The organism is Vibrio ichthyoenteri ATCC 700023, assembly GCF_000222605.1.
GTDB classification, from domain to species: Bacteria; Pseudomonadota; Gammaproteobacteria; order Enterobacterales; family Vibrionaceae; genus Vibrio; species Vibrio ichthyoenteri.
The window spans coordinates 1-20932 of the sequence record NZ_AFWF01000218.1 but is presented as its reverse complement, the minus strand read 5'-3'; the positions used below and the strand labels follow the sequence as shown (position 1 = coordinate 20932).

Annotated in this window: 15 protein-coding genes, 1 tRNA gene and 1 pseudogene; 10 read left to right on the top strand and 7 right to left on the bottom strand. The window is 45.5% G+C overall.

What is annotated here, in order from left to right; all coding sequences use genetic code 11:
* Positions 1-8: 8 nt before the first annotated feature.
* Positions 9-887, bottom strand: a complete 879-nt coding sequence (gene gspC, locus RH85_RS15895; RefSeq protein WP_006713722.1) for a type II secretion system protein GspC — start codon at positions 885-887, stop codon at positions 9-11.
* 235 nt (positions 888-1122) lie between these two features.
* On the opposite strand from gspC, the gene hslR reads away from it, so the two are divergent.
* The 4 genes from hslR (at position 1123) to RH85_RS15875 (ending at position 6419) form a co-directional block, all read left to right on the top strand.
* A complete protein-coding gene (gene hslR / locus RH85_RS15890; protein ID WP_006713721.1) occupies positions 1123-1509 on the top strand; it encodes a ribosome-associated heat shock protein Hsp15 in 387 nt (128 codons plus the stop codon).
* Positions 1510-1538: 29 nt separating this feature from the next.
* Complete coding sequence (gene hslO, locus RH85_RS15885) at positions 1539-2414, top strand: Hsp33 family molecular chaperone HslO (protein WP_086027081.1); 876 nt, start codon at positions 1539-1541, stop codon at positions 2412-2414.
* Positions 2415-2750: 336 nt separating this feature from the next.
* Positions 2751-4379: a phosphoenolpyruvate carboxykinase (ATP) gene (pckA, locus tag RH85_RS15880; RefSeq protein ID WP_006713719.1), complete on the top strand. Its 1629-nt coding sequence runs from the start codon at positions 2751-2753 to the stop codon at positions 4377-4379.
* 111 nt (positions 4380-4490) lie between these two features.
* Positions 4491-6419 carry an AsmA family protein gene (locus RH85_RS15875; protein WP_006713718.1) on the top strand — a complete coding sequence of 643 codons (1929 nt, stop codon included), beginning with the start codon at positions 4491-4493 and terminating at the stop codon, positions 6417-6419.
* On the opposite strand, the gene RH85_RS15870 is transcribed toward RH85_RS15875, so the two are convergent.
* The 3 genes from RH85_RS15870 to RH85_RS15860 form a co-directional block, all read right to left on the bottom strand.
* Positions 6383-7312: a bifunctional GNAT family N-acetyltransferase/hotdog fold thioesterase gene (locus tag RH85_RS15870; RefSeq protein ID WP_006713717.1), complete on the bottom strand. Its 930-nt coding sequence runs from the start codon at positions 7310-7312 to the stop codon at positions 6383-6385. The two genes, RH85_RS15875 and RH85_RS15870, sit on opposite strands and share 37 nt — an antisense overlap.
* Positions 7313-7420: 108 nt before the next feature.
* The gene (gene dtd, locus RH85_RS15865) at positions 7421-7855 is read right to left on the bottom strand and encodes a D-aminoacyl-tRNA deacylase (protein ID WP_006713716.1); all 435 of its coding nucleotides are present in this window, start codon (positions 7853-7855) and stop codon (positions 7421-7423) included.
* Positions 7827-8738, bottom strand: coding sequence for a virulence factor BrkB family protein (locus RH85_RS15860; RefSeq protein ID WP_006713715.1), 912 nt, complete (start codon positions 8736-8738; stop codon positions 7827-7829). Before RH85_RS15860 ends, dtd begins: the two co-directional genes overlap by 29 nt.
* An 86-nt stretch (positions 8739-8824) precedes the next feature.
* Here RH85_RS15860 and RH85_RS15855 point away from each other — a divergent pair, with 86 nt between their 5' ends.
* Positions 8825-9466: a DUF2959 domain-containing protein gene (locus RH85_RS15855; protein ID WP_006713714.1), complete on the top strand. Its 642-nt coding sequence runs from the start codon at positions 8825-8827 to the stop codon at positions 9464-9466.
* A gap of 3 nt (positions 9467-9469) precedes the next feature.
* On the opposite strand, the gene RH85_RS15850 is transcribed toward RH85_RS15855, so the two are convergent.
* Together RH85_RS15850 and typA are read right to left on the bottom strand one after the other, a co-directional pair.
* The gene (locus RH85_RS15850; protein ID WP_006713713.1) at positions 9470-10009 is read right to left on the bottom strand and encodes an AAA family ATPase; all 540 of its coding nucleotides are present in this window, start codon (positions 10007-10009) and stop codon (positions 9470-9472) included.
* 135 nt (positions 10010-10144) lie between these two features.
* Entirely contained in the window at positions 10145-11977 is a 1833-nt protein-coding gene (gene typA / locus RH85_RS15845) for a translational GTPase TypA (protein WP_006713712.1), read from the bottom strand.
* A gap of 573 nt (positions 11978-12550) precedes the next feature.
* On the opposite strand from typA, the gene glnA reads away from it, so the two are divergent.
* The 5 genes and pseudogenes from glnA (at position 12551) to add (ending at position 20535) form a co-directional block, all read left to right on the top strand.
* Positions 12551-13960, top strand: a complete 1410-nt coding sequence (gene glnA, locus RH85_RS15840) for a glutamate--ammonia ligase (protein WP_006713711.1) — start codon at positions 12551-12553, stop codon at positions 13958-13960.
* 331 nt (positions 13961-14291) lie between these two features.
* On the top strand, positions 14292-15341 hold the full coding sequence (glnL, locus tag RH85_RS15835; protein ID WP_006713710.1) for a nitrogen regulation protein NR(II): 1050 nt from the start codon (positions 14292-14294) through the stop codon (positions 15339-15341).
* Between the two features lie 39 nt (positions 15342-15380).
* Positions 15381-16784, top strand: coding sequence for a nitrogen regulation protein NR(I) (gene glnG / locus RH85_RS15830; RefSeq protein WP_006713709.1), 1404 nt, complete (start codon positions 15381-15383; stop codon positions 16782-16784).
* A gap of 151 nt (positions 16785-16935) precedes the next feature.
* Positions 16936-19432 (top strand): annotated as a pseudogene (gene gepA / locus RH85_RS15825) (phosphodiesterase GepA).
* A 98-nt stretch (positions 19433-19530) separates the two neighbouring features.
* Entirely contained in the window at positions 19531-20535 is a 1005-nt protein-coding gene (add, locus tag RH85_RS15820; protein ID WP_006713706.1) for an adenosine deaminase, read from the top strand.
* 205 nt (positions 20536-20740) lie between these two features.
* Here add and RH85_RS15815 read toward each other — a convergent pair.
* A tRNA-Ser gene (locus tag RH85_RS15815) sits at positions 20741-20831 on the bottom strand.
* Positions 20832-20932 lie beyond the last annotated feature (101 nt).

Genomic DNA, 20932 nt, shown 5'->3' with positions numbered 1-20932 from the left:
TGCGCGTTTTATAATTCAATGTAGATATCATATGGTTGCCCATTACGTTCTACCGTTAAATTTAATTCGGTTAACTCCGACAAACGGTTGAATATCTCACCCATCGCGGCTGCATTACGTAAATCTTGTCCATTTAAATGGGTCGCCACATCGCCATTCTTCAGCCCAACCGCGTCGAACAACTCGCGGCTCTTACCGGCACTTAAACGGTAGCCCACCACCTCGCCATCTTGTTTCATTTGCGACATGCGAACGTATTGGAAAATTTGTTTCGGATCGGTCGTGATGTCCGTGCGGATCTGCTCCAGCTTTTCTTTGGTGTTTAAGCTAGTGGCTGGCGCTGACTTTGCTTGTTGCTGGGTCGGTTTTGAATATTTAATCCCTTCCAACATCACTGTCTCATTACGACCAGAGTTATCGACAATAATGCGATCAGACTGTACTTGGATCAGCTTGGCTTGCGTGCCCGCAATCACTTCATTAACGCCATAAGTGGCTTGTTTGCCACTTTTAGCAACCACCGCCAAACTTTTGTTGGATTCGCTACTGGTTACGACTCCCACTAATACCACGTTCAGGCGGCTCTTAGGTGCATCTTCTAGCTTAGGTTTTGCTACTGGTGCCACAACATCCGCTTGGTAGCGACCAAACAGATGGCTATTTTGTAGTGTTGATAAATCAAGGCGATCTTGCTGAGTGCCCGCAGCGATAGTGGACGCTGATGGCTGCCATGAAACGATATCGACTTGTTGATAAGGAAACCAGATTAATTTCCCGGCAACCCAAGCAGCCGATAGCAAAAGAATGACCGTCACCCACGTGCTTAAAATCGCTTGATTGGTTATTAACTTTTGCAAAGAGGGGGAACTAAAGCTGAACGGCTTCACTGCATTTCCTTGATGATTATTGGTCCATATCGACAGTGAGTGGCGATATAAAAACGAACAAAAATATGTATATAACCCACGAACTTTAATTCTAACAAACTATATTGTGGCTCTATATAAAAAAAGCTCTGTCGCAATCCCTTTAAGCTCTATTTTTACACATTACCTTGAAAAGTGGGCACAACATCACCATTGTTAGGGCGATAGTTCACCTAGTTAGAGGGTAATGAGTGCCATGAGTTCCCCAACAGACACGATAAGATTAGATAAATGGCTTTGGGCTGCGCGCTTTTACAAAACGCGTTCCATCGCACGAGATATGGTCGATGGTGGCAAAGTTCACTATAATGGACAACGCAGCAAACCAAGTAAGAATGTAGAGCTTGGTGCGGTGCTCACTTTGCGTCAAGCCAACGAAGAAAAGACGGTCATTATCGAAAAGATTTCAGGCCAACGTCGTGGCGCACCAGAAGCGCAAACTCTTTACTCTGAAACTGCGGATAGTGTAGCTAAGCGTGAAGAATATGCACGTCAACGCAAATTGAACGCTCATAACCCAAGCCCTGAACGCCGCCCTGATAAAAAGCAGCGCCGCGATATCATTAAGTTTAAACATCAATAAGCCGGACTGTCCTAATGACTGATACAGTAATCACAAACAACGTTTTAAATCGCTACCTATTTGAAGATCTATCAGTACGTGGCGAAATGGTGCAATTGGATGAAGCGTACCAACAAATTATCGCGAGCAAGGAATACCCTGTTGCACTGAAAAAACTGCTGGGTGAGCTACTGGTATCAACCACTCTTTTAACTGCAACGTTAAAATTTGAAGGTTCGATCACCATCCAACTACAAGGTGATGGCCCGGTTTCTCTTGCCGTAATCAATGGCGACCACGATCAAAAAATCCGTGGTGTCGCTCGTTGGAACGGCGAGATCGCAGACAACGCGACCTTGCATGAAATGATGGGTAAAGGTTACCTAGTCATCACGATTGAACCGAAAAAAGGCGAACGCTACCAAGGTGTGGTTGGCTTAGAAGGTGAAAACTTAACGCAAGTAATTGAAAACTACTTTGCGAACTCAGAGCAGCTAAAAACTCGTCTGTGGATCCGTACCGGTGAACTAAACGGCAAAGCACACGCAGCTGGCATGCTGATTCAAATCATGCCTGATGGCACGGGTTCAGCAGAAGACTTTGAACACCTAGAGCAGCTAACCAACACGGTAAAAGATGAAGAGCTATTTGGCCTAGAAGCACAAGAGTTACTTTACCGCCTATACAACCAAGATAAAGTTCGCCTATTTGAACCTCAACCAGTGGTATTCCACTGTGGTTGCTCACGTGAACGCAGCGGCGCGGCAATTATTACCGTTGATCGTACTGAAATTAATGACATTTTGGCAGAGGAAGGTTCAGTATCTTTACATTGTGATTACTGTGGCACAACATATTCATTCAATGAATCTGAAGTAGAAGAACTGTTCATCGACGCACAAAGTGGTGACAAGACTGTGCATTAATTTGCACAACTTAACAAGCACGTTAAATCCCGCACAAGCCAGCATCAAGCTGGCTTTTTTTGTGACCCAAATCCAGCAATAACGGGCATTTACATGACCGTACGCTGTACTTAATTTCTGTACATTATTAATCCGTTTGATCTAGCGCAAACCTTTGCCTACGCGATAATATATCACTACCAATATGTGACGAGTCACCTAAAACCACGTGAAAATCATGGTTAATATTTGAGCTACATCCCTGTTTTATCCGGGCCTCGTTGCTAGCATGGGTAACAGATAAAAATAAAACATTATTACAAAATCCCTACAAAAAACTTCCCACAAGGAGCACCTATGACCGTTATGGAACATACAAAGGCTGCAATAATTGATTTAACCAAGCATGGGCTTCATGACGTAAAAGAGGTTGTACGCAACCCAAGTTACGAATTGTTGTTCGAAGAAGAAACGCGTGCTGATCTCGAAGGCTACGAACGTGGAGTAGTCACTGAACTTGGCGCCGTCGCTGTCGATACTGGTATTTTCACCGGTCGCTCCCCAAAAGATAAATATATCGTTAAAGATGCCACTACTGAGGAACATATGTGGTGGACGTCAGACGCGGTTAAAAACGACAACAAACCGATCAACCAAGCCGTTTGGAATGACCTTAAGCAGTTGGTGACCAACCAGCTATCAGGTAAGCGCTTGTTTGTGATTGATGGTTACTGTGGTGCAAACCCAGATACGCGTCTGAGCATTCGTGTCATTACTGAAGTCGCGTGGCAAGCGCACTTTGTTAAAAACATGTTCTTGCGTCCAACAGAAGAAGAATTAGCATCGTTTGAACCGGATTTTGTGGTGATGAATGGCGCGAAGTGCACCAACCAGAAATGGGAAGAGCACGGCTTGAATTCAGAAAACTTCACCGTATTTAACCTAACTGAGCGCACTCAGCTGATCGGTGGTACTTGGTACGGCGGCGAAATGAAGAAAGGCATGTTCGCCATGATGAACTACTTCTTACCATTGAAAGATATCGCTTCAATGCACTGTAGTGCCAACATGGGTGAAGCTGGTGACGTCGCAGTCTTCTTTGGTCTATCTGGTACGGGTAAAACCACCCTATCGACCGATCCTAAACGCGCTCTTATTGGTGATGATGAGCATGGTTGGGATGATGACGGCGTGTTCAACTTTGAAGGCGGCTGTTACGCGAAAACCATTAAACTATCGAAAGAAGCAGAGCCTGATATCTACAACGCGATTCGTCGTGATGCACTACTAGAAAACGTCACCGTACGTGGCGATGGCTCAATCAACTTTGATGATGGTTCAAAAACAGAAAACACTCGTGTTTCTTACCCAATTCATCATATCGACAACATCGTTAAACCAGTGTCGAAAGGTGGTCACGCAAACAAGGTGATCTTCCTATCTGCTGATGCATTTGGGGTGCTACCTCCAGTATCTAAATTGACACCAGAGCAAACCAAATACCACTTCCTATCTGGCTTTACTGCCAAGCTAGCGGGTACTGAGCGTGGCATTACAGAGCCAACGCCAACATTCTCAGCCTGTTTTGGTGCTGCGTTCCTAACGCTTCACCCAACCAAGTATGCAGAAGTGCTAGTAAAACGTATGGAAGCGGCGGGAGCAGAAGCATACCTAGTAAACACAGGTTGGAATGGTTCTGGTAAACGTATTTCTATCCAAGATACGCGTGGCATCATTGATGCGATTTTGGATGGTTCGATTGAAAATGCGAAAACCACTCATATTCCAATTTTCAATCTTGAAGTACCAACGTCTCTGCCAGGTGTTGATCCAGCGATCCTCGATCCGCGTGATACCTATGTTGACCCGCTACAATGGGAAAGCAAAGCACACGATCTTGCGCAGCGCTTTATCAACAACTTTGATAAATACACTGACAATGCAGAAGGAAAAGCGCTCGTTGCCGCTGGCCCACAGCTAGATTAGTGACGTTTGCTTAAATATCCGCTATTAGCCCCTCAATGAGGGGCTTTTTTGTTGCAGATAAATCGCTTTGCCGACAGAATCATCTCTCACCCTCATTATGGATTGGGCCTTGTGAAAAAACGACTTAGCTACCTGTTGCTTGCTGTGCTGCTTCTTATTTGTCTTTTCATTGCCGCTTTTTATGCCGTGATGCGCAGTCAGTATGCCACTCAAGTGGTCAATGAGGCCTTAGCCCAGATCTCTTCACAACCGATGCAGGTTGAACAAGCCGAATTTACTCCCCCTTTGCAGCTCACTTTACATGGCCTCACCATTGGTGACGATACGCCACTCTATTTACCCAAAGTAGAATTATGGCTCCACCCGTCATTGCCAAACAGACAAGTATGGCGCTTTGATGCCATCGTGATTGAGCAAGCGAATCTCAACCTATCTCAGCCAGCATGGACGGTGCTACGCCAATTTGAGATAACGCAGCTTGCCTTTAAACAAAGCGAACTGGTTGCGACTGATTGGTCGGCGCGAGGAGTAAATCTGCAAATTGACCAACCAACTTGGCAAGATGAACAGCAAGTGTTGCCGTATGGTGATATGCAGTTTTCCGCTGAACAACTTTATGTGGATGGCCACGCTTTAGATAACTTGCTCATTGACGCCCGCTATCAAGCTGAAAATAGCACCGTGTATGGCGCTTCATTTAGCTGGAATGGCGCGCAAATTTCCGGTCAAGCAGAACAATATCCGCAAGGATGGTCGCTGATTAACGTCACCATCGATAAGCTGAATCTGGATGACAGCCAACCCATTGATACATGGTTGCAGCAGTTAGATAAAACCGGTTGGATACGCGATATTAATAGCCTCGATATATTGAAGAGTAATCTCACCTATCAAGGCGTGCGTGTGGTGAATCTCGATCTATCAGCAGAAAAAATCACACCCAGTCAGTCGCTTTGGCAGCAAGACAACGGCTACCTTTCTTTTGATGCTGATTCGATTAACTATCAGAATCAACAATGGGTCGAGCCAAGAGCAACGTTCAATTTTTCGCCCAACCAAATCGAAGTGGCGGAACTGGATAGTGACTGGCATCAAGGCCGCTTACAGTTACAGGGCGTGTTTACCCCTGGGTCTATGCACCTTAAGCAATTATCGCTATCTGGGGTAAAATGGTTAGAAGAGGCCCAGTACGATCTGATCAACGCTTGGCATTGGAGCCAATCGATACAAAATCTGACGATTGATAAACTCGACGTCAATAACTTGCAAATTATCCAACTCAACCAAAAGCCATTTTGGCAGATCTCTGGTCTCAATATCGACGCGACGGATTTAGTGCTCAAACAGCAAGGTGAATTGGGATTTTGGCAAGGCAATCTGATCGCCAGCGCCAATAGCGCCAGTATTGACAAACACCTCACCACCCAAGCCGCAATAGAAATGAATGCCGAACAGAAAAAGTGGCATCTGACGCGATTATTTGTACCACTGGATCAGGGTTATATTGAAGCCGAAGGTTTCTGGGATAGAAGCAAACTCAGCGCTCCTTGGCAGCTCAATATCACTATGGATGGCCTACCTCTAGAGAGTAACGTCGCAACTAACAAGCAGCCTATTCATATCAACGCACTGGCTGAAGTGCACGCTGAGTTATCCGGCTTAGCCGGTGACTACTCAATGCTGGCACACTCACTGAGTGGCAAGGTTTCAGCAGCATTACGTCAGGGTTACATCACCATTGGTCAACATGGCAAGCAGAGTCAGCTTGAACAGAACTTTGAGCTCGATAATCTATCCATCGACGCTGATCGTGGCCGCATCACCATCCAATCACCAACGTTAAAGCAAGGCATGCAAGCTGCGGGCAATATCGACCTCACTCAGCCTTCGCTAGCAACCTTGTTACTGCAATACAACAGTGAATGCCAAAGGTTGCAATGGGATGTCGCCGCGAACATCTATCAGTTGCTAAATACTTGCCCTATTGAAGAGACAGAAAGCGCTCAAACATCCAATCTTGAATCCAGCATAGATTTGTAGTTTGGTAGCAGCATATAGGTGCCGATGAAATCAACCGCCGCCGTTTTGCCGCTGTAAATCGTCACATGGATCACGATGCGTGCTTTGCGGCCACTGGCGAGGCGATCTAAATCACCACTGATGCCATCTAATGAGGTTTGTGCGACGGGGTTTTGCTCCACCGGATGGCGATAACGAATCCGACTATCGGCCAACACAATATCACCGTGCAAACCACGTTCTTTTAACAATAGCCACGCCATGCCCCACCCTGTGAGGGTTGCGAGCGTAAAGGCAGAGCCAGCAAAAAGGGTATTGTGGGGATTAAGATTGGGATTAAGCTGCGCACTGCATTCAAACTGATAACCCGTGTATTGGTTGATCTTAATGCCCATTTTATCGCTGATCGGAATATGATGCGCCCAACGCTCTTGCAGATCGGCACACCACTCTGGCTTACGTAGCACATTCGCCATCGGCGCTAATGGCTTAACCATTTGCAAGTGACGCGTGGGGCCACGCTCATCAGAAAGGTCGCCACGGCGTTCAAAGCCATTGCGCTCATAAAAATCAATTGCCTCTTCACGCGCATTACACACCAAGCGCTTTACGCCATCTTGACGAGCAAGCGATTCCAGCGCCACCAGCAACAACGAGCCCATCCCTTTATTACGGCGATTACTTTTCACCGCCATATAACGGATCTGCCCTTCGTGATCAGGGGTCACATATAAGCGACCAATCGCCATTGGACGGCCTCGTCCATCAACAATCATGCGATGATGACTCATCGCATCAAATTCATCACGCTCAGAGCCCGCCGGCATACGCCAAGGCTCCCGCAGCATTTGCCAGCGAAAGTGGTAATACTTTTTAAGTTGATTGTCAGTATTTGGCGTAATCAGCTTAAACATAAAATTCCTTTTTCATTGCTGCCCACACTCCGGTGAGCTGGCCATTTAAGTGCTTATCTTGCGCTTTTACGGCTGTTTATTGAATAAAGTTCGATCCAAAGACCTGAACTATACCTGGAGCCAAAATGTTACTGGGCCATCATTGACCAAAGAGACTTTCATATCCGCGGCGAAGCGACCACGTTCCGTTGGCAAAACAGTGGCACACTGATCGGCAAAGTAGTCATATAAGCGCTCAGCATCAACTGGATGTGCACCACGAGAAAAACCAGCACGAGTGCCTTTATTGGTGTCAGCTGGCAGAGTAAACTGAGAAACCACCAGCACTTTACCTTCCACTTGTTTAACGTTGAGGTTCATCTTGCCTTCTTCATCGCCAAATACGCGGTAAGTGGTGACACGCTCCATCAAACGCTTTGCTTTGGCTTCATCATCGTCTTTCTCGACGCCAAGCAACACTAATAACCCTTGTTCAATTTCACCCACAACGTCGCCATCAACACGCACCGTTGCTTCACTCACTCGTTGAATTAGAGCTATCACTCTGACTTCCTTCTTGTTTACTACTTAGGTATTTTCCGCTCGAGTGTACCACGCTTATCTCGTCACTCCACTGTTCCTGCTCACCCAATGCCGCCGTGACTTCCGCCCCCACCAGCACTATCAGCCAACATAAATAGACCCAGATAAACAGAATTGGGATCGCCGCTAATGCGCCATAAATGACTTGGTAGGACGGAAATTGAGTGATGTAGGCGGCGAAACCTTTCTTACTCAATTCAAACAGCAACGCGGCAACCAATGCACCAATCATTGCATGGGAAAGTTTCACTTTTTTGTTCGGTACCACCATGTACAGACCAACAAAAGCCAGGAAGGACAGAATCAATGGCAGCCAGCGTAAGAATTCATCATAAGCGGTCGACAGCACATGACTATCTAAAACACGTAGTGAAGTGACATAAGAGCTCACCGCAATGCTGGCACCAACCAAAATCGGACCTAAGGTAAGGAACATCCAGTACATCGAAAACGAAAAGACAACACGGCGTTTCTTATCTACTCGCCAAATATAGTTAAGATTGTTGTCGATATTGGAAATAAGCATGATTGCTGCGACAAATAGGAATGCACCACCCACTGCAGTCATCTTGCCGGTATTGCTGATAAATTCCAGCAAGGCATTTTTGACCACATCGCCCGCTGTCGGCACAAAGTGGGTGATGACAAAATCTTGAATCGTGGTGCCAACATCAGCAAAGATCGAGAACGAAGAGAGTACCGAAAGCAATACCGTCAACATCGGCACAATGGACAGCAAAGTAATGTAAGCCAAATAGCCTGCATTGACATTAATTCGATCGTGCAACATACGCGCTAGGAGGTAACGCGCAAATTGAATACACTGTTGAATGAAGGGGGTCATTTTCAACTTGTATCTCCCTATCATCTGATTCATCCTAATTCTGTTATTGCCTAAATTTGTTATTAATCGCTAAAAGGGACGCTACGATGCCTTATCTCATTGCCTTGCTGATTGCCATTACAACCCTCACGGGGTGCCAATCCACCTACTACGCTGCGATGGAACAAGTTGGCGTACATAAACGCGATATCATGGTTGATCGTGTTGAAGATGCTAAAGTTTCGCAACAAGATGCACAGCAAGAGTTTACCAGTGCACTTGAGGCGCTGTCAGCACTCACCAATTTTGATGGTGGTGAACTTGAAACCGTTTACAACCAAATCAATGATAAATATGAAGCCAGTGAAGACGCCGCGCAAGAAGTAAGTGATCGAATTGCGGCAATAGAAGATGTCTCAGCGGCGCTATTTAGTGAGTGGGAACAAGAGCTCGACCTTTACACCAATGCCTCTCTACGTCGTTCTAGCGAACAAAAGCTGCGAGAGACTCGTACCTCTTACAATACCATGATTAAAGCCATGCAACGTGCTGAGCAGCGCATGACACCGGTACTCAACGCACTGCGCGACAATACTTTATTCTTAAAGCATAACCTTAATGCCAGCGCGATTGGTTCCCTGCAAGGTGAGTTTGTCAGCCTAGAAAAAGAAATTGAGCAAGCGATTCAACAAATGAACCAAGCGATCACTGAATCCGATAAGTTCCTCAATAAGCTACAAGCGAAATAAGCGCTATTCAGTAACACTCGGGAGCGCCAGTGCGCTCTCGATGAACGTCACTCGATCATCCAACGAACCCCAAGGCACTTCCACTACCTGATAGCCCAGTTGCTGATATATCGCCACCAGTGAATCATGAATGGCTAATGCCCCATCAAATGGATAAGGGCGTACCTCATCTTGCACATAAATCGCTTGGTGTGGACGACAGAAAAAAACCTGCGCATGATAGCCCGCACTCGCCTGAAGGTAACGTGCATCAATCTCTAACTCAGCTTGCGCTAAATAACCGCAAATATCAGGAATAGCGCGATCTAAAAACGCCACACGGTGCGAAGACGCTTGCTGTTTTTGCTCACTCATACTCGCTAAGCACAAAGCTGCAAAACCCGGTAAATCATGCCAAGGTAAGATACCCTTCTCCAATTGAGCTTGCTGCTCAATCAAGGTACGTGACACTTCCTCAAACGTTGCATAGCCCTTATCAGCCAATGCATTAATCAAACTGGTTTTCCCTGCGCCTGGACCACCGGTAATAATGATCGGTAACATATCGATTCCTGAATTTTAAGACCAAAGTAATCTGGCTGCTGTCGCGAGCCAAAGCGTACTTTCGCTTGCAATATGACAGCTATAAAAAAGGCCCTGATATTATCAGAGCCTTTGATTTAATCGACTAGCGACTAATTATTTTGGTGCACGACCTGCGCGTTTACGATCGTTTTCAGTCAGGTGACGTTTACGAATACGGATGCTTTCAGGTGTTACTTCTACTAGTTCATCTTCATCGATGAACTCAAGAGCTTGCTCTAGCGTGTACTTGATTGCTGGAGAAAGAACTTGCGCTTCATCTGTACCAGATGCACGAACGTTGGTTAGCTGCTTACCTTTTAGACAGTTTACAGTCAGGTCGTTTGAACGGTTGTGGATACCGATAACTTGACCTTCGTATACTTCGTCAGCGTGCTCAGTAAATAGACGACCACGATCTTGTAGGTTGAACAGTGCGTAAGTCAGTGCTTTACCTGTTGCGTTTGAAATTAGTACGCCGTTGTTACGCATACCGATTACGCCACCTTTGTGTGGACCGTAGTGATCAAACGTATGGTAAAGAAGACCAGAACCAGAAGTTAGCGTCATGAATTCAGTTTGGAAACCGATTAGACCACGAGAAGGCATCATAAAGTCCATGCGAACACGGCCTTTACCATCTGGAGCCATATCAGTTAGCTCACCTTTACGTAGACCGATTTTTTCCATGATGCCGCCTTGATGCTCTTCCATAACATCAATCGTTACCACTTCAAATGGTTCAGACAGATCGCCGTTCTCATCTTTCTTGATGATTACTTCTGGACGAGATACTGCTAGCTCGAAACCTTCACGACGCATGTTTTCGATCAGGATAGATAGGTGAAGCTCACCACGGCCTGATACGCGGAAACGGTCTGGGTTGTCAGTTTCTTCAACACGTAGTGCAACGTTGTGTACTAGTTCTTTTTGCAGACGCTCAAGAATGTTACGTGACGTTACGAACTTACCTTCTTTACCCGCGAACGGAGAAGTGTTTACTTGGAATGTCATCGTTACTGTTGGTTCATCAACAGAAAGCGGAGTCATTGCTTCAACCGCGTTTTGGTCACAGATCGTGTCTGAAATTTTCAGCTCACCAAGACCTGTGATTGCGATGATGTCGCCAGCGTTAGCTTGCTCGATCTCGTGACGGTTAAGACCAAGGTAGCCCATTACTGTGCCAACTTTGCCGTTACGTTTGCTGCCATCAGCGCTAACGATAGTTACTTGTTGGTTTGCACGAACGCTACCACGAGTAACACGAGCAACACCGATAACACCTACGTATGAGCTGTAATCTAGCTGAGAGATTTGCATCTGTAGTGGACCATCAAGGTCAACGTTTGGCGCGTCAACAGTGTCAACTACTGCTTGGAACAATGGTTCCATGTTCTCGCCAGTTTCGCCTTCTTCAAGCGTTGCCCAGCCGTTAAGTGCTGATGCGTAAACAACTTGGAAGTCTAGCTGTTCGTCAGTTGCACCTAGGTTGTCGAATAGGTCGAACACTTGGTCCATTACCCACTCAGGACGTGCGCCTGGACGGTCAATCTTGTTGATTACAACGATTGGCTTAAGACCGTGAGCAAATGCTTTTTGCGTTACGAAACGAGTTTGAGGCATTGGGCCATCAACTGCGTCTACGATAAGCAATACAGAGTCAACCATTGACATGATACGCTCAACTTCACCACCGAAGTCCGCGTGTCCCGGAGTATCTACGATGTTGATGCGGTAGTCGTTCCAGTTAATTGCTGTGTTCTTAGCAAGAATGGTAATACCACGTTCTTTTTCGATGTCGTTCGAGTCCATGACACGCTCTTCAGCTTCGCCACGAGACTCCAAGGTACCTGATTGCTGTAGCAGTTTATCAACCAGTGTTGTTTTACCGTGGTCAACGTGCGCGATGATCGCGATATTTCTCAATTTATCAATCTGTGTAGTAGCCATGGATTATGATTCACTTATAAAAGAAATGACCCTCAGCGGATATAATTCAGCCAAGCATCACTTATTTGATTAAAAAAACGTCCGTAATGTACCAGATTTTAGCGAAAAACCTAGAAATATGTGATCCATCCCCGAGGTTTTCGACAATATTAGGCGTTTTAAGCAGCTAACTTTTTACTCAACTCGCCGCAACACCCTAAGCATAGTCAACAATCTCGAGACCTTGGGCGAAATTGCAAACGAAATAATGGAAATCTCTCTCCAGTTTAATCGTAAAATCGTTGACATATTGTTCAAACGACGGCTGAATGGAATCGCCTTTTTTGCTTCATTATTGTGCACCTTGAATTTACCGCACCAACTTGGTGCGATCACATGCCAACTTGGTGCAATAAAATAGAGAAAAGAGAAGGCAAAATACATAATACATTGAAATTAATGGATTAATTTTTTTGGCACGAATTTGGCTAAGTAAAAATCGGCATCGATTAATTAACTCTATTCAAGATTAATCAATGCTAGATTACCCAAATCGAGCTAATACCGCTTTAATAACACTGGAGGTTATCCAAGATGTCAGTTGAAAACGTTCTATCGCTGATCCAAGAAAACGAAGTTAAGTTTGTTGACCTACGCTTTACTGATACTAAAGGTAAAGAGCAACACATCTCTATCCCTTCTCACCAAGTCGATGCAGACTTCTTTGAAGACGGTAAGATGTTTGATGGTTCTTCAGTTGCTGGCTGGAAAGGCATTAACGAATCAGACATGGTGATGATGCCTGACGCAACATCAGCTGTTCTTGACCCGTTCACAGAAGATGCAACGCTAAACATCCGTTGTGACATCCTTGAACCTGCAACAATGCAAGGTTACGACCGTGACCCTCGCTCTATCGCAAAACGCGCTGAAGATTACATGCGTGCAACTGGTCTAGCTGACACCGTTCTTGTTGGTCCTGAACCAGAGTTCTTCTTGTTTGACGATGTTAAATACTCAAACGACATGTCTGGTTCTTTCTTTAAGATCGACGATGTAGAAGCGGCATGGAACACAGGCGCTGATTTTGAAGGCGGTAACAAAGGTCACCGTCCAGGCGTTAAAGGTGGTTACTTCCCAGTAGCACCGGTTGACTCTTCACAAGACATCCGTTCTGCAATGTGTCTAATCATGGAAGAGATGGGTCTTGTTGTTGAAGCTCACCACCATGAAGTAGCAACTGCGGGTCAAAACGAAATCGCAACTCGCTTCAACACGCTAACAACTAAAGCAGATGAAATCCAAATCTACAAATACGTGGTTCACAACGTAGCACACGCATTTGGTAAGACAGCGACATTCATGCCTAAGCCACTTGTTGGTGACAACGGTAGCGGCATGCACGTTCACATGTCTCTAAACAAAGATGGTCAAAACCTATTTGCTGGCGATAAGTACGGCGGTCTATCTGAGATGGCACTGAACTTCATCGGTGGTATCATCAAACACGCTCGTGCAATCAACGCATTTGCTAACCCATCAACTAACTCATACAAGCGTCTAGTCCCAGGCTATGAAGCACCAGTTATGCTTGCATACTCTGCACGTAACCGTTCAGCTTCTATCCGTATCCCTGTGGTACCAAGCCCGAAAGCGCGTCGTATTGAAGCTCGCTTCCCAGATCCAGCAGCAAACCCATACCTAGCGTTTGCTTGTCTACTAATGGCTGGCCTTGACGGTATCAAGAACAAGATCCACCCAGGCGAAGCGATGGATAAAGATTTGTACGACCTACCAGCAGAAGAAGCAGCTGAAATTCCAAAAGTAGCAGAATCACTAGAAGTGGCTCTAAAAGCTCTTGACGAAGATCGCGAGTTCTTGACTTCAGGCGGCGTATTCTCTGATGACTTCATCGATTCTTACATTAAGCTAAAAATGCAAGATGTTGAGAAAGTAAACATGGCAACGCACCCACTTGAGTTTGAACTTTACTACTCAGTGTAATTTGCTTGCATGAATAATAGGCTCGCCCATCGGCGGGCCTTTTTTTATAGGTGTTTCACACCCGACCTTCCCATTAATGGATACTAACCCGCCCCTCTCTTTTCCACACAGGTAATCTTGTGAATAACGATTAAAGCGGCAAGCAAATTGCATTATCTCCTTCTATTGCAGTGCTTTTTAAATCCTAGCGGTTTAAGCGCCCAAAAGTGGCATTTAACTACGACTGAAACGCACTTTCGCTTTCTCTTCAATAGAGAATACGCCATACTTAATTTGCATTGCACCACATTGGTGCACTGACGGACCAGTATGATGTAAACGGAGAATTTAGGTGAATCACGATCTCGATACGGTAATACTTAATCATCAAGTCACTGCGATTTTGATCATGGATGAATCACTGCGTATTCAATATGCCAATCCCGCGTCTGAACAACTTTTCTCACAAAGTGCAAAGCGCTTGATTGATACCTCTTTGCATCAGCATATCCAGCACGCTTCACTTGAATTAAGTTTGCTCTCCCAACCGTTGCAAAGTGGCCAAAGCATTACCGACAGTGACGTGACTTTTATCGTCGATGGAAAACCTTTGATGCTTGAGGTGACGGTTAGCCCGATCAGTTGGCAAAAACAATTATTGCTGCTGGTTGAAATGCGCAAAATTGATCAACAACGTCGTTTATCACAAGAGCTCAATCAACACGCTCAACAACAAGCAGCCAAATTATTGGTGCGTGGCCTAGCACATGAAATCAAAAACCCACTCGGCGGACTGCGCGGCGCGGCGCAACTGCTAGAAAGATGCTTGCCCGACCAAAGCTTAAAAGAATATACCCAGATCATTATCGAGCAAGCCGATAGGCTACGCTCGTTGGTCGACCGCTTATTAGGCCCGCAACGACCTGGGGTTAAAAAATCTGAGAATCTTCATCTGATTCTGGAAAAAGTTCGTCAGTTGGTAGAATTAGATATCGGCCGGCAAATTGTCATCGAGCGTGATTACGATCCAAGCTTGCCGGACATCATGATGGATGTTGAGCAAATCGAGCAGGCGCTGCTTAACATCGTCAGCAATGCTGGGCAGATATTAAGTAAGCAGGAACTCGGCCAAATTACCATTCGCACCAGAACAGTGCACCAAGCCAATATCCATGGCCAGCGCTACAAACTCGCCGCCAAGATAGAAGTTATCGATAATGGCCCTGGCATTCCTGCCGATCTGCAAGATACCTTGTTTTATCCTATGGTCAGTGGTCGCGAAGGCGGCACGGGGTTAGGCCTCTCTATTTCACAAAACTTGATCGATCAACATAAAGGTAAAATTGATGTTGAAAGCTGGCCGGGACGCACTTGCTTTACCATCTATCTGCCAATTACATAATAAATAACGTGACACGGACTGCCGTGAGGAATAAAGACTATGAGCAAAGGATACGTTTGGGTTGTTGATGACGATAGTTCTATCCGTTGGGTAATGGAAAAAACACTCGCATCCGCCAACATAAAATGTGAAACCTTCGCGGATGCGGAAAGCGTACTGCTAGCACTAGAGCGCGAAACGCCTGACGTCCTCATTTCTGATATTCGCATGCCCGGCATTAGTGGCATTGAATTATTAAATCAAGTACATGAACGCTCACCAGACTTACCTGTGATCATCATGACGGCACACTCTGATCTCGACGCCGCAGTAAATGCCTACCAGCAAGGTGCATTTGAATACTTGCCTAAACCTTTTGATGTAGATGAAACCCTCACCTTGGTTGAGCGCGCGATCGCACACAATCAAGAGCAGCGCCAGCAACAAGCCAAAGCCGAAAACCAATTGCAGCCAACACCGGAAATTATTGGTGAAGCACCCGCAATGCAAGAGGTGTTTCGAGCGATTGGGCGGCTATCCCGCTCATCAATATCAGTGCTAATCAATGGGGAATCGGGTACCGGTAAAGAGCTAGTTGCTCACGCACTGCACCGCCACAGCCCACGCGCCAAAAGCCCATTTATCGCCTTGAATATGGCAGCGATACCTAAAGACTTGATTGAGTCGGAATTGTTTGGCCATGAAAAAGGCGCATTTACTGGCGCCAATAGCGTGCGCCAAGGTCGCTTTGAACAAGCCAATGGTGGGACGCTGTTCTTAGATGAAATTGGTGATATGCCTCTGGATATTCAAACACGCTTACTACGAGTTCTGGCTGATGGTCAGTTCTACCGTGTTGGTGGCATATCGCCAATCAAAGTCGATGTCCGTATCGTCGCCGCTACCCACCAAAATCTCGAAAAATTAGTGCAACAAGGCGATTTTCGTGAGGATTTATTCCATCGTCTCAACGTCATCCGTATTCAAATTCCATCGCTGAGAGAACGTCGCCAAGACATTGAAAAACTGACTCTGCACTTTCTGCAATTGGCATCTGAAGAACTGAGCGTTGATGTAAAAACCTTACATCCTACAACGGTCGAAACCTTGGCCAAACTTGACTGGCCAGGCAACGTTCGTCAATTAGAAAACATCTGTCGTTGGTTAACTGTAATGGCCAGTGGCAGCGAAGTTTTACCCAACGATTTACCCGCAGAGTTATTAGAAGTCAAACCAACATCATCCAATAGCGCGAGTGAAAATTGGCAGCAACAACTGTCTGATTGGGCCAAGAACGCTTTAGCCAGTGGGGATTCTGAGTTACTCAGTTACGCACTGCCTGAGTTTGAACGAATTCTACTTGAAGCAGCATTGGATCATACCAATGGCCATAAACAAGATGCCGCAAAAGTACTCGGCTGGGGAAGAAACACCCTAACCCGAAAGTTAAAAGAGCTCTATTAACGCCACTAGCAAACGCACATAAAAACAATGAGGCAATCTGGTGGTTGTTTTTATGTGTACAGGCTAGGGTCACCTTTTAATGTAAAACCACTCGCTCGCTTACGACAAAAAACATACAATTACAGAATGGTATATTTGAAGATTCGAACACATGCCGGCTAGCACTCAAATCTCGCTTAGAACCGCCGTAATTCTACCCTTTGTATTGATTTTTCTCTTTACGATGGGCTTGATCATCGCAGTACAGAACACCAACTATGAAGAAATGGTCTCTGACATTAGCCGCAAACAGCTCAGCACACTCACCGATAACGTAGGGTTAGAACTGGATAGTTTTTTAAATCGACCATTTCAAGCCAGCTTAGTCTTACGCCATAACATCGAATCAAACCAACTCTATACCACCGATAACCTTTCTTTATTACAGAAGGTAATGTTTGAGAGTTTTGAAGCTCTATACACCGATGTTCCTCAATTAGACAACATCGGCTTTGGTGGCGAAGGCGGCCAATATATCGGGCTGCGCAAAGAAGATATCAATCACTATTCACTCATGTTGCAGGATGAGCGCACTAACAACGAGCTGATTATCTTCAAAGACCATCAAATTAGCGCGAACATTCGCTCCATTATTGCCGAATATGATCCTCGCCAACGACCTTGGTATACTGCCGTCGCCAATCAACATTATTCACACTGGTCGTCGATCTACACCAATGCTGATGAACGACAAGAAATCACCCTATCCGCAATTAGTCCAGTCTGGTATCAGCAAGCATTTCAAGGTGTGGTAGTCAGTGATATTAAACTAGAAACGTTCAACATTTTCTTGCGCGATCAACAAGCAAAGACCGCAGCCACAATTTATCTCTTTGATGAACAACAACGCATCGTTGCCCATTCCGAATCAGGTAGCATTGTTTCTTGGGGTACTGAACTGAGTCCCGGTGATTCAGGCAACAGCACAGTATATTAGCCATCGCACACTGCCGACCGAAGCCAAACATCTCACCAATCATATTTTGGGAGAGCGTTACTTTAAATACATCACACCGTATCAAGATCAGTATGGTCTTAAGTGGTATATCGGTGTTGCTATCTCCGAAAGTGCGTTGCTCGGCAAGATGCCCGAAGCGCAACAAAACAGCTGGATCATAGCGCTGGTTATTAGCTCCTTAGGCATCATGCTTGGCCTCATCACCTTTAATCGGGTAGTCACACCGATCACCTCAACGGCTAATGCCGCTAAGCAACTTTCTACCGGCGATTGGAATAGTGAGTTACCGAGATCGGGTAATATTTACGAAACAACCATGCTGGTACAAGCCTTCAATGAAATGACCGACAGTCTCAAGATTTCGTTTCATAAAATCCAATCACAGCTACTCTATGACTCGTTGACCAAACTCTACAGTCGTGAGGGCTTAGTGGATACATGCGATAAACTTGGGCCGATGAACGGTTGTTTATTGCTGATAGGGATTAATAAGTTCCGTGAAATCAATGACAGCATGGGTCATATTCGCGGCGACCAACTGCTGATAATTATTGCAGAACGTTTAAAATCCGCCTTTGATGACAACGCACTGATTGCACGCATTGGCGGTGATGAATTTGCGCTTTATCTCTGCGAACCGCAATCAAATGAAGAAATTTCATTCGCGATCAGCCGCATTCAGCAAATTTTTTCGGCACCTTATACCATTGAGCAAGACAGTGTATTAATTCAAGTCTCGCTTGGTATCGTCAAAGACATAGACTCAGATAATATGACATTGTGGCTGCGCAACGGCAGCATCGCACTGAGTAACACCAAACAAGATCAAGCCATGTTCAGTTATTACAAACCTGAAATGGCCGATATTTCGCGTAAACGCACGCAAATGCATGCCAAGATGAAAAATGCATTGGAACGACAAGAATTCATCCCTTTTTATCAACCGATCGTCGATCTCAACACCGGTAAAATTATTGGAGCTGAAGCGCTCGCGCGCTGGATATCACCTACAGCAGGGTTAATTTCGCCGCTCGATTTCATCCCAATAGCGGAAGAAAATGGCTTTATTGGTGCTATCGGCCAGCACATTTTGACCCAGGCATGTAATGACACCGTTAAAGGCATCAAAGAGAGTAAGTGGGACGAGAACTTCCATTTACACGTCAATCTTTCCGTTAACCAACTCTCTCAACACGATTTGCTTAGTATTCTCAAAGAAACGTTGAGCACATCAGGACTATCGGCGAATAACTTAACACTGGAAATCACCGAATCTCGCTTAGTCGACAACGACCCAGTGACGATAGAAAACATGCAAGCGATTCGCGATCTCGGTATTCATATCGCTATCGATGATTTTGGTACCGGTTATAGCTCTCTTGCTTACCTACACAAGTTGCCATTTGATTGTCTAAAAATCGATCGCACCTTCGTCAATAAGCTTAATAAGCAACAATTAGACAACTCTATTGTCGCCGCCATCATCAACATGACACGCGGGATGAACGTTGAATTGGTTGCAGAAGGAATTGAAACGGTTGAACAAGCCGAATTACTCAAGCAGCTTAAGTGCCATCAAGGGCAGGGCTTTCTCTACAGCAGACCGCTTCCTTATGAAGAATGGCCAACAGATTTAGTTAACATGAAGTAAAACTCAGCAAAATCAGCTGAGTTTTAGCACTTTCTGGGCTGACACCCGCCAATTTGATTCTTATACTTAGCTCAATTTACACCATTGAGACAATTATAATGATAACTAAGAATCTACCGCTCACCGACTTGCATCGCCATTTAGATGGCAACATCCGTACTCAGACAATTCTCGAACTGGGACAAAAGTTTGGCGTTGCTCTGCCAGCTTATGATATTGCGGGTTTAACCCCGCATGTGCAAATCGTTGAGGCTGAACCTTCACTTGTCGCTTTCTTGTCAAAGTTAGATTGGGGTGTAGCGGTTCTTGGTGACTTAGAAGCTTGCCGTCGCGTCGCATATGAAAACGTTGAAGATGCGCTTAACGCTCAAATCGATTACGCCGAGCTACGCTTTTCTCCTTACTACATGGCGATGAAACATAATCTTCCTGTCGCAGGCGTTGTAGAAGCGGTTGTTGATGGCGTGCAAGCTGGTATGCGTGACTTTGGTGTTAAAGCGAACCTGATTGGCATTATGAGCCGTACGTTCGGTACAGACGCTTGCCAACAAGAACTTGATGCCATTCTTTCACTGAAAGATCATATCGTTGCCGTTGATCTAGCAGGCGATGAACTAGGTCAACCTGGTGATCGTTTTGTCACTCACTTTACGCAAGTCAAGGATGCCGGTCTTAACGTCACCGTACATGCGGGTGAAGCTGCTGGTGCTGAAAGCATGTGGCAAGCAATTCGTGATCTAGGCGCAACGCGTATCGGTCACGGCGTTAAAGCCATTCACGATCCAAAATTAATGGACTACCTCGCCGCTAACCGCATTGGTATTGAGTCATGTCTAACCTCTAACTTCCAAACCAGCACGGTTGAATCACTGGCGAATCACCCAATCAAACAATTCCTTGAGCATGGTGTATTGGCGTGCCTAAACACTGACGATCCAGCGGTTGAAGGTATTGAACTACCTTACGAATATGAAGTCGCAGCACCACAAGCTGGCCTGTCTCAAGCACAGATTCGTCAAGCACAGATCAACGGTCTAGAGTTGGCGTTCTTGTCTAACGCAGAGAAACAAGCGCTACGCGACATGGCAGCTAAGCGCGCTTAAGCGATGACATAAATTGAATTTCAAAGCCGGCCTTAAGGCCGGTTTTTTTATGCCTGAAAGAAAGGAGAGTTGAGAAATTGTATCTCTTTAGGATATAGAGCGGTCAAGCTATCGTATCGAATCTATCGATGACGATTGGAGGCTCTACATTTTTAGGCGTTATAAACGAAAAAACCCCAGTCTTTCGACTGGGGTTATTCGAATGTGGCGGAGAGATAGGGATTTGAACCCTAGGTGGGCTATAAACCCACGCCGGTTTTCAAGACCGGTGCTTTAAACCACTCAGCCATCTCTCCACGTTCTTTCATCATCAGATTAGTACACTGATAATGTTGTTATTTGCTATGCAAATAACGGTACCTCTTGTCTTCACTTGGCTAAAGATGAAAACGAAATT

Bases quoted from the DNA above. Each gene is read 5' to 3' on its own strand.
- glnG (WP_006713709.1), top strand. From the start codon at position 15,381: ATGAGCAAAGGATACGTTTGGGTTGTTGATGACGATAGTTCTATCCGT.
- hslR (WP_006713721.1), top strand. From the start codon at position 1,123: ATGAGTTCCCCAACAGACACGATAAGATTAGATAAATGGCTTTGGGCT.
- pckA (WP_006713719.1), top strand. From the start codon at position 2,751: ATGACCGTTATGGAACATACAAAGGCTGCAATAATTGATTTAACCAAG.
- add (WP_006713706.1), top strand. From the start codon at position 19,531: ATGATAACTAAGAATCTACCGCTCACCGACTTGCATCGCCATTTAGAT.
- RH85_RS15855 (WP_006713714.1), top strand. From the start codon at position 8,825: ATGCCTTATCTCATTGCCTTGCTGATTGCCATTACAACCCTCACGGGG.
- RH85_RS15860 (WP_006713715.1), bottom strand. From the start codon at position 8,738: ATGACCCCCTTCATTCAACAGTGTATTCAATTTGCGCGTTACCTCCTA.
- typA (WP_006713712.1), bottom strand. From the start codon at position 11,977: ATGGCTACTACACAGATTGATAAATTGAGAAATATCGCGATCATCGCG.
- RH85_RS15870 (WP_006713717.1), bottom strand. From the start codon at position 7,312: ATGTTTAAGCTGATTACGCCAAATACTGACAATCAACTTAAAAAGTAT.
- glnA (WP_006713711.1), top strand. From the start codon at position 12,551: ATGTCAGTTGAAAACGTTCTATCGCTGATCCAAGAAAACGAAGTTAAG.
- RH85_RS15850 (WP_006713713.1), bottom strand. From the start codon at position 10,009: ATGTTACCGATCATTATTACCGGTGGTCCAGGCGCAGGGAAAACCAGT.